This window comes from Microbacterium sp. p3-SID336 (assembly GCF_025143365.1).
Lineage (GTDB): Bacteria > Actinomycetota > Actinomycetes > Actinomycetales > Microbacteriaceae > Microbacterium.
Genome location: NZ_JALXPE010000095.1, coordinates 1 through 7,845, shown reverse-complemented (window position 1 = coordinate 7,845; position 7,845 = coordinate 1). Strand labels below are relative to the sequence as shown.

4 protein-coding genes are annotated in these 7,845 nt (G+C 70.2%); 1 reads left to right on the top strand and 3 read right to left on the bottom strand.

Annotation, left to right across the window (positions count from 1 at the left end; genetic code table 11):
* Positions 1–59: 59 nt before the first annotated feature.
* From M3C17_RS18340 to M3C17_RS18330, 3 genes are all read right to left on the bottom strand, one after another.
* Positions 60–1,121, bottom strand: a complete 1,062-nt coding sequence (locus M3C17_RS18340; protein WP_259979492.1) for a hemolysin family protein — start codon at positions 1,119–1,121, stop codon at positions 60–62.
* Positions 1,118–2,437 carry a hemolysin family protein gene (locus M3C17_RS18335; protein ID WP_259979491.1) on the bottom strand — a complete coding sequence of 440 codons (1,320 nt, stop codon included), beginning with the start codon at positions 2,435–2,437 and terminating at the stop codon, positions 1,118–1,120. The genes M3C17_RS18340 and M3C17_RS18335 overlap by 4 nt, the downstream gene beginning before the upstream one ends.
* 112 nt (positions 2,438–2,549) lie before the next feature.
* Positions 2,550–4,004 (bottom strand): GuaB1 family IMP dehydrogenase-related protein, encoded by a 1,455-nt coding sequence (locus tag M3C17_RS18330; RefSeq protein WP_259979490.1) that lies wholly within the window; start codon positions 4,002–4,004, stop codon positions 2,550–2,552.
* Positions 4,005–4,164: 160 nt separating this feature from the next.
* Here M3C17_RS18330 and M3C17_RS18325 point away from each other — a divergent pair.
* On the top strand, positions 4,165–7,845 hold a 3,681-nt coding region (locus M3C17_RS18325), incomplete at its 3' end, for a multifunctional oxoglutarate decarboxylase/oxoglutarate dehydrogenase thiamine pyrophosphate-binding subunit/dihydrolipoyllysine-residue succinyltransferase subunit (RefSeq protein ID WP_259979489.1).

Genomic DNA, 7,845 nt, shown 5'->3' with positions numbered 1-7,845 from the left:
CGGACGTGGGCGCCCCCCCCCCCGCGGGCGGGGGGGGGGGGGGGGGCGTTCGCGGGGGGTCAGTGTCCGCGGACGCGACGCGTCGCGTCCTGCACCTCGCCCACCAGCTCCTCGAGGATGTCTTCCAGGAACAGCACGGCGGTGGTCTCGCCCGCGGCGTCGCGCACCTTGGCCAGGTGGCGTCCGGCGCGGCGCATGACCGCGAGCGCGTCCTCCAGATCCGTGTCCTCCTGCACGGGCACCATGTGGTGGATCCGCTTGGCGGGAATCGGCTCGAGCACCTTCGTGTCGGCGTCCGGGCCCTCGGAGGAGCGGAGGATGTCCTTCAGGTGCACGTAGCCGATCGGCACGTCCTCGTCGTCGACGATCACGTACCGCGAGAAGCCATAGCGCGCGACCGCCTTCTCGATGTCGTCCGGGGTCGTCGACTGCGGGAGCGTCACCAGGTCTCCCAGCGGCACCGCCACATCCCGCGCCTTCTTGTCCGTGAACTCCACGGCGGCGGTCACGGTTCCCGCGGTGTCCATCAGCACGCCCTCGCGCCGCGACTGGCTGACGATCGTGGCGACCTCGTCGAGTGTGAACGTCGACGCCGCCTCGTTCTTCGGCTCCACCCGGAACAGTCGCAGCACGCCGTTCGCCGCCGCATTGAGCAGCCAGATCACGGGCATGAACACCTTCGACACCCAGACCAGCGGCGGCGCCAGCAGCAGCACGGCCCTGTCCGGCACCGAGAACGCGAGGTTCTTGGGCACCATCTCGCCGAACACCACGTGCAGGAACGACACCACGAGCAGGGCGATCACGAACGACACCACGTCCACGGCGCCGTCCGGCCAGCCGAGCGCATGCATCGGCACGGCCAGCAGGTGGTGGATCGCGGGCTCCGAGACGTTCAGGATCAGCAGCGAGCAGATGGTGATGCCCAGCTGAGAGGTCGCGAGCATGAGCGTCGCGTGCTCCATCGCGTAGAGCGCCGTCTTGGCCGCACGCGATCCGCGCTCGGCCCTCGGCTCGATCTGCGAGCGCCGCGCGGAGATGACCGCGAACTCGGCACCGACGAAGAAGGCGTTCGCCGCGAGCAGCACGACGAGCCAGGCCAGTCCACCCCAGTCGCTCATCGGGTCGCCTCCTCGGTCTCGTCGGCGTCGGCTCTCGGCACGTAGCGCACCCGGTCCACGCGGCGGCCGTCCATGCGCACGACCTGCAGCGTGCCGCTCTCGAGCGGCACCTCGTCGCCGACGGAGGGCACGCGCTCGAGCACGCTCATCACGTAGCCGCCGACCGTGTCGTACACATCGCCCTCCGGCACCTCGACGCCGGCGCGGCTGCGCAGCTCGTCGGGTCGCAGCTCGCCGGGGAACGTGATGCCGTCCCGGTTGCGGATGATGCCGGCGCGTGTGCGATCGTGCTCGTCCGACACCTCGCCGACCAGCTCCTCCACGAGGTCCTCGAGCGTCACGATGCCCGCCGTGCCGCCGTATTCGTCCACGACGACCGCGAGCTGGTAGCCGCGGCCGCGCAGATCGGAGATCAGCGCGTCGACATGGGCGGTCTCCGGGACGCGCAGCGGATCGGTCGCGAGGGCGCCGACGGGCACCTCAGCGCGACGCTCGCGCGGCACCGAGATCGCGGCCTTCAGGTGCACCACGCCGGTGATGTCGTCGAGGTCCTCGTCGAAGACCGGGAAGCGGCTGTGGCCCGTGCGCCGCGCGAGCTGGATCACGTCGTCGACCGAGTCGCCCGCGGCGATCGCGTGCATGCTGGGCCGCGCGGTCATGACGTCGGCGGCGGTGAGGCGGGAGAACGTGAGAGTGCGGTCGAGGAGCGTCGCCGTGTCGGCTTCGAGCACGCCGGCGCTCGCGGAACGCCGCACGAGGGAGGACAGCTCCTCCGCACTCCTGGCACCGGAGAGCTCCTCCTTGGGCTCGATGCCCATGCCGCGGAGCACGCCGTTCGCACTGCCGTTGAGCACGACGATCGCGGGCCGGAACACGGCCGTGAACGCGGTCTGGAACGGGATGACGAGCTTGGCCGTCGCCAGCGGGAGCGCCAGGGCGAAGTTCTTCGGCACGAGCTCGCCGAGGATCATCGACAGCACGGTCGCGACGAACATCGCCACCACCGTGGCGATCGGAGCGACCGCGGCCTCCGGGATGCTCCAGGCCACGAGGGTCGGCCGCAGCAGGTTCGACAGCGCCGGCTCCATCGTGTAGCCGGTGAGCAGCGTGGTCAGCGTGATGCCGAGCTGCGCGGACGACAGATGGGTCGACGTGTGCTTGAGAGCGCTGATCGTGAGCGAGAGACGGGACTCGCCGCGCGCCTGCCGCGCCTCGAGTTCGGCCCGGTCGAGGTTCACCAGCGCGAACTCGCTCGCGACGAAGAGGCCGGTGCCGACCGTGAGCAGGAGCCCCACGCCCAACATGATGTAATCCATCAGCTCTACCTCTCCGCGGAGAGAACGGGACGGTGGGGCGAGGTTCTACAACTGGGAGGGTCGTCCATAGTGCGCTCGATTCTACAGAAACACGCCGTGGCCGTCCCCTCGGCTACCAGCTGACCGGCAGCGCCTTGCCCTCCTCATAGCCCGCGGCGGACTGGAGCCCGACCAGTGCCCGCTCGTGGAACTCCGGCACGGTCGCCGCGCCGGCGTACGTGAAGGACGACCGTACGCCGGAGGTGATCATGTCGAGCAGATCCTCCACCCCGGGGCGCAGCGGGTCGAGGTAGATCTTCGAGGAGGAGATGCCCTCGGCGAAGAGCTCCTTGCGCGCCCGCTCGTACGCGTCGAGGCGCCCGAACCGCGCCTGCACGGCCTTGGTCGACGCCATGCCCCACGACTCCTTGAACAGCCGTCCGTCCGCGTCGCGCTGCAATGCGCCAGGGGCCTCGATGGTCCCCGCGAACCAGGAGCCGACCATGACCGATGCCGCCCCCGCGGCGAGCGCGAGCGCGACGTCGCGGGGGTAGCGCACACCACCGTCCGCCCACACGTGCGCGCCGGTCTCCGCTGCCGCCTGCGCGGTCTCGAGCACGGCGCTGAACTGCGGCCGCCCCACCGCCGTCATCATCCGCGTGGTGCACATCGCGCCCGGCCCCACGCCGACCTTCAGGATGGTCGCGCCCGCGTCCACGAGGTCGCGCACGCCGTCGGCTGTGACCACGTTGCCCGCGACGATCGGGAGCCCGAGGCCGAGTGCGGACACGGTCTGCAGCGCGCGCAGCATGCCCTCCTGGTGACCGTGCGCGGTGTCCACCACCAGGACGTCGACGCCGGCCGCGGCGAGCGCCTTCGCCTTGGCCGCCACGTCGCCGTTGATGCCGACCGCCGCCGCGACCGCGAGGCGCCCGTCCGCATCGACCGCCGGGCGGTACAGCGTCGAGCGCAGGGCGCTGCGGGCGCTGAGCGTGCCGACGAGGTGGCCGTGGCGCACGACGGTCACCATCTCCACCCCGGCATCGGTGATCACGTCGAAGGCGTGCCGCTCCGAGCCGATGTCGTCGGCGTCGATCGCGGGCGTACCGCGGTGCACGAGGTCGCCCAGCTGCGCATCGGGCAGCGCCGTGGCGAGGCGCGTCGCCGGAAGGATCCCGTGGATGCGGTCCGCGTCGATCGGGGCGACGCCGTCCGCCACCACGATGCCGTGCCCCGCCGTCGCCGGGAGCAGGCGCAACGCGTCGGCCACCGTCGCCTGCGGCGGCAGCACGAGCGGTGTGTCCCACAGCACGGGCTGGCTCTTCACATCGCGGATCGCGGCGTCCAGCTCCTGCAGCGGAAGATCCTGCGGCAGCACACCGAGAGCGCCGCGCCGCGCCAGCACTGCCGCAAGGCGCGGACCGGTGACCGAGTTCATGTTCGCGGCCACGAGCGGCAGCGTCGCGGGCGTGCCGTCGTGCGGTGTCAGGTCGACCTGGAGCCGGCTGGTGACGGCCGAGCGGCGCGGCACCAGGAAGACGTCCGAATACGTCAGATCGACGGTGGGCTGCGCGCCTGAGAACTCCATGCCTCCACGGTACCCAGATCGTGGCGGCACGGGCGGGCGCTTCGACGATTACCCGGGTGAAACAGGTTAGGCTTGGTGGTCGAGAGTGTGCGCGCCCGAACGCATCCTGCGTCGTGCCTCCGCACCGGAGATCTTCAGCGATGAAAGAGGGCGATAGAGCGTGTCGAACCAGGTGACCGGCGTCGGTGGCGACGGGGGGTTCGGAGCCAACTCCTGGCTCGTCGAAGAGCTCTACGAGCAGTTCAAGGAGAACCGCGACTCGGTCGACAAGGAGTGGTGGCCGATTCTCGAGCAGTACCACTCCGAGGTCACCGCGGCGGGCGCAGTGCCGGCGGCGGCTCCCGCTGAGTCGAACCAGCCGGCTCATCCGGTGACCGCGCCCATCCCCGTGATCGGCGCGCAGCCCGTGGCCCGCACCACGGCGAAGCCCGCAGCAGCCGCTCCCATCCCCGCGCAGGCGCCCAAGCCCAAGCCGGAGTCGAAGGAGCCCGTCGACACCTCCGAAGAGGACAAGGTCACGCCGCTCCGCGGCCTTCCGAAGACGCTCGCCGCGAACATGGACGAGTCGCTCACGGTCCCCACTGCGACGAGCGTCCGCACGGTCCCCGCGAAGCTGATGATCGACAACCGCATCGTCATCAACAACCACATGGCCCGCACGCGCGGCGGCAAGGTCAGCTTCACGCACCTGATCGGCTGGGCGCTCATCCGCACGCTGGACGAGTTCCGCAGTCAGAACGTGTTCTACGCCGAGATCGACGGCAAGCCCTCCGTCGTCGCCCCGGCGCACGTCAACCTCGGCATCGCGATCGACCTGCCGAAGCCGGACGGTACGCGCGCCCTCATGGTGCCCAGCATCAAGCGCGCCGACACCATGACCTTCACCGAGTACCTCGCCGCCTACGAGGACCTGGTCACGCGCGCGCGCAGCAACAAGCTCACCGCGACCGACTTCCAGGGCACCACGGTCTCGCTGACCAACCCGGGCGGCATCGGCACCGTGCACTCCGTGCCGCGTCTGATGAAGGGCCAGGGCTGCATCATCGGCGCCGGCGCCCTCGAGTACCCCGCCGAGTTCCAGGGCGCGAGCGAGAAGACGCTCAACGAGCTCGCGATCGGCAAGACCATCACGCTCACCAGCACCTACGACCACCGCGTGATCCAGGGTGCCGGGTCCGGCGAGTTCCTCAAGAAGGTGCACGAGCTGCTGATCGGGCAGCGCGGCTTCTACGACGACATCTTCGCCGCGCTGCGCATCCCGTACGCGCCGATCCGCTGGAACCCCGACATCGCGGTGGACCTCGCCGAGCGCGTCGACAAGCAGTCGCGCGTGCAGGAGCTGATCAACTCCTTCCGCGTCCGCGGTCACCTGATGGCCGACATCGACCCGCTCGAGTACCGGCAGCGCTCGCACCCGGACCTGGAGATCGAGAGCCACGGCCTCACGTTCTGGGACCTGGACCGCGAGTTCGTCACCGGCGGCTTCGGCGGGCGCCGCGTGGCCAAGCTCCGCGACATCCTCGGCGTGCTGCGCGACTCGTACTGCCGCACGCTCGGCATCGAGTACATGCACATCCAGGACCCGGAGCAGCGCCGCTGGTTCCAGGAGAAGGTGGAGGTCAAGTACCAGAAGCCCGGCCACGACGAGCAGCTCCGCGTCCTCCGCAAGCTGAACGAGGCCGAGGCCTTCGAGACCTTCCTGCAGACGAAGTTCGTCGGCCAGAAGCGCTTCTCGCTCGAGGGCGGCGAGTCGCTCATCCCGCTGCTCGACGAGATCCTGCAGGGCGCGGCGACGGCCGGGCTCGAGGGCGCCGCGATCGGCATGGCCCACCGCGGTCGCCTGAACGTGCTCACGAACATCGCCGGCAAGACCTATGGCCAGGTGTTCCGCGAGTTCGAGGGCACGCAGATGCCGGGCAACCAGCGCGGCTCCGGCGACGTGAAGTACCACCTGGGGACCGAGGGCACGTTCGTCGCCGACGACGGCTCGTCCCTGCCGGTGTACCTCGCCGCCAACCCCTCGCACCTGGAGACGGTCGACGGCGTCCTGGAGGGCATCGTCCGCGCCAAGCAGGACCGCAAGCCCATCGGCACGTTCGCGTGGCTGCCGATCCTGGTGCACGGCGACGCGGCCTTCGCCGGCCAGGGCGTCGTCGTGGAGACCCTGCAGATGTCGCAGCTGCGCGGCTACCGCACGGGCGGCACGATCCACGTGGTCGTGAACAACCAGGTGGGCTTCACCACGACGCCGAGCGACGCGCGCACCTCCGTGTACGCCACCGACGTCGCCAAGACCATCCAGGCGCCGATCTTCCATGTGAACGGCGACGACCCCGAGGCCGTCATCCACGTCGCCCAGCTGGCGTTCGAGTACCGCGAGCGGTTCCACCGCGACGTCGTGATCGACCTCGTCTGCTACCGCCGCCGCGGTCACAACGAGGGCGACGACCCGTCGATGACCCAGCCGCTGATGACCGACCTCATCCAGGCCAAGCGCTCCGTACGCCGCCTCTACACGGAGTCGCTGGTCGGTCGCGGTGACATCACCGAGGAGGAGTACGACGAGGCCAAGGCCGACTTCCAGAACCGCCTGGAGATCGCCTTCGCCGAGACGCACGCCGCCGAGACCGGTGCGACGCCGATCGCGCCCGAGGCCCCGCCGGTCGAAGACCAGGTGGGCGCGCCCGAGGTCACCGGCGTCCCCGCCGAGGTCATCCAGCTCATCGGCGACGCGTTCGTGAACAAGCCCGAGGGCTTCACGGTGCACCCGAAGATCCAGCAGCTGCTGGAGAAGCGCCTCGACATGAGCCGCAACGGGAACGTCGACTGGGGCTTCGGCGAGCTGCTCGCCTTCGGGTCGCTGCTCGTCGAGGGCACTCCCGTGCGCCTCGCCGGTCAGGACTCGCGTCGCGGCACGTTCGTGCAGCGTCACGCCGCTCTGCACGACAGGGCGAACGGCCAGGAGTGGCTGCCGCTGTCGAACCTGTCCGACGCGCAGGGCCGGTTCTTCGTGTACGACTCGCTGCTCAGCGAGTACGCCGCGCTCGGCTTCGAGTACGGCTACTCGGTGGAGGCTCCCGAGGCGCTCGTGCTCTGGGAGGCGCAGTTCGGCGACTTCGTCAACGGCGCCCAGTCGGTCATCGACGAGTACATCTCGGCCGCGGAGCAGAAGTGGGGTCAGCAGTCCAGCGTCACGCTGCTGCTCCCCCACGGCTACGAGGGCCAGGGGCCGGACCACTCCTCGGCACGCATCGAGCGGTTCCTGCAGCTGTGCGCCCAGGAGAACATGATCGTCGCGCGGCCGTCGACGCCCGCGTCGCACTTCCACCTGCTGCGCCGTCAGGCCTACGCCCGTCCGCGCAAGCCGCTCATCGTGTTCACCCCGAAGGCGATGCTGCGCCTGCGCGGTGCGACGAGCCCGGTGGAGGCGTTCACGCAGGGTCGCTTCGAGCCGGTCATCGACGACGACCGCGGTCTGGACCGCTCCGCCGTGAAGCGCGTGCTCGTCCACTCCGGCAAGGTGCACTGGGACCTGCGCGCCGAGCTCGAGAAGAACCCGAACCCGGAGATCGCGCTCGTGCGCATGGAGCAGCTGTACCCGACGCCGATCGACGAGCTGAAGGCCATCACCGATTCGTACCCGAACGCCGAGCTGGTGTGGGTGCAGGAGGAGCCGGAGAACCAGGGAGCCTGGCCGTTCCTGGCGCTCGCATTCGCGGACGTCCCCGGCGACCGCAGCTTCCGGAACATCTCTCGTCCGGCCTCCGCGTCGCCCGCGACGGGTTCGTCGAAGGTGCATGCCACCGAGCAGGCCACGCTGATCCGCGCTGCCGTCACGCTC

Coding starts and splice junctions, on each gene's coding strand:
- M3C17_RS18340 (WP_259979492.1), bottom strand. CDS start 1,121: ATGAGCGACTGGGGTGGACTGGCCTGGCTCGTCGTGCTGCTCGCGGCG.
- M3C17_RS18335 (WP_259979491.1), bottom strand. CDS start 2,437: ATGGATTACATCATGTTGGGCGTGGGGCTCCTGCTCACGGTCGGCACC.
- M3C17_RS18330 (WP_259979490.1), bottom strand. CDS start 4,004: ATGGAGTTCTCAGGCGCGCAGCCCACCGTCGATCTGACGTATTCGGAC.